Below are 677 nucleotides of genomic sequence, written 5' to 3' on the forward strand. Positions count from 1 at the left end.
GTGATCATTCCCGCAATCGGACCGAAGAGCAGATTGGGAACGGGGGCTGAGCGTAAGAACCACCAGGCATTCGCCGGTGAGACGCCGCCCGCCATTGCCTGCCACCTGTACGATGAGATCGCCAGAGTCATCGCTGTCACGGCGGCAGGCACGATTGCCCATAGCAGCGCCGGCTTCAGTTTTGTCTTTGCCGCCATGTCCGGCTTCCTCTTGCTGGCGTTCAGTCGCCGTTGGCCTTTTCGGGAGCGCCGGAAAGACGCGATCCCGAATCCGCCGCTTCGGTGCTCTTCATGCGGTCAAGCTGGAAGGCCATGCCACCTTTTGCTTTAAGTCGATGATGCTCGGCCGATCCGACGCGCACGGTCGCGGCTTCCAGCAGCACACCGAGCAGAAACGCGCGGTCGGCCTTTCGCAGCCCCGCCTTCACCACCAATCCGCCGAGCGTGATCTTTTCGCGCGCGTCTTTCTTGCGATCCTCTGTCATCGTCTGCCGCCGCCTTCGCTCCAGAGCCACAATCCGCCGTTCGAGGCGCTTAAGCAGATGCGCCTGAAGGCCCCTTGCCGCTTTTCCGAAATCGCGCGGCGATCTCCTCGAAGACGGCGTCGAGCTCACTGTCGGGAATATCCATCTCGGCCAACCCCGCCTTGGCGGCCGCGCGCGCGAAGCGCTCATTGGC

At 63.1% G+C, this 677-nt stretch carries 2 protein-coding genes and 1 pseudogene; all 3 read right to left on the minus strand.

The genetic code is table 11. From position 1 onward, the window contains the following. Positions 1-197 (minus strand): annotated as a pseudogene (locus CEV33_RS00175) (Ti-type conjugative transfer system protein TraG); the annotation flags it as partial. A 23-nt stretch (positions 198-220) separates the two neighbouring features. Beyond that, complete coding sequence (locus CEV33_RS00180) at positions 221-484, minus strand: conjugal transfer protein TraD (protein ID WP_094538640.1); 264 nt, start codon at positions 482-484, stop codon at positions 221-223. Between the two features lie 49 nt (positions 485-533). Next, positions 534-677, minus strand: a 144-nt coding sequence (locus tag CEV33_RS00185; protein ID WP_235818312.1) for a TraC family protein, incomplete at its 5' end; no start/stop codon positions are given.

It is taken from the genome of Brucella grignonensis, assembly GCF_002252505.1.
Taxonomy (GTDB): domain Bacteria; phylum Pseudomonadota; class Alphaproteobacteria; order Rhizobiales; family Rhizobiaceae; genus Brucella; species Brucella grignonensis.

Bases quoted from the DNA above. Each gene is read 5' to 3' on its own strand.
- CEV33_RS00180 (WP_094538640.1), bottom strand. From the start codon at position 484: ATGACAGAGGATCGCAAGAAAGACGCGCGCGAAAAGATCACGCTCGGC.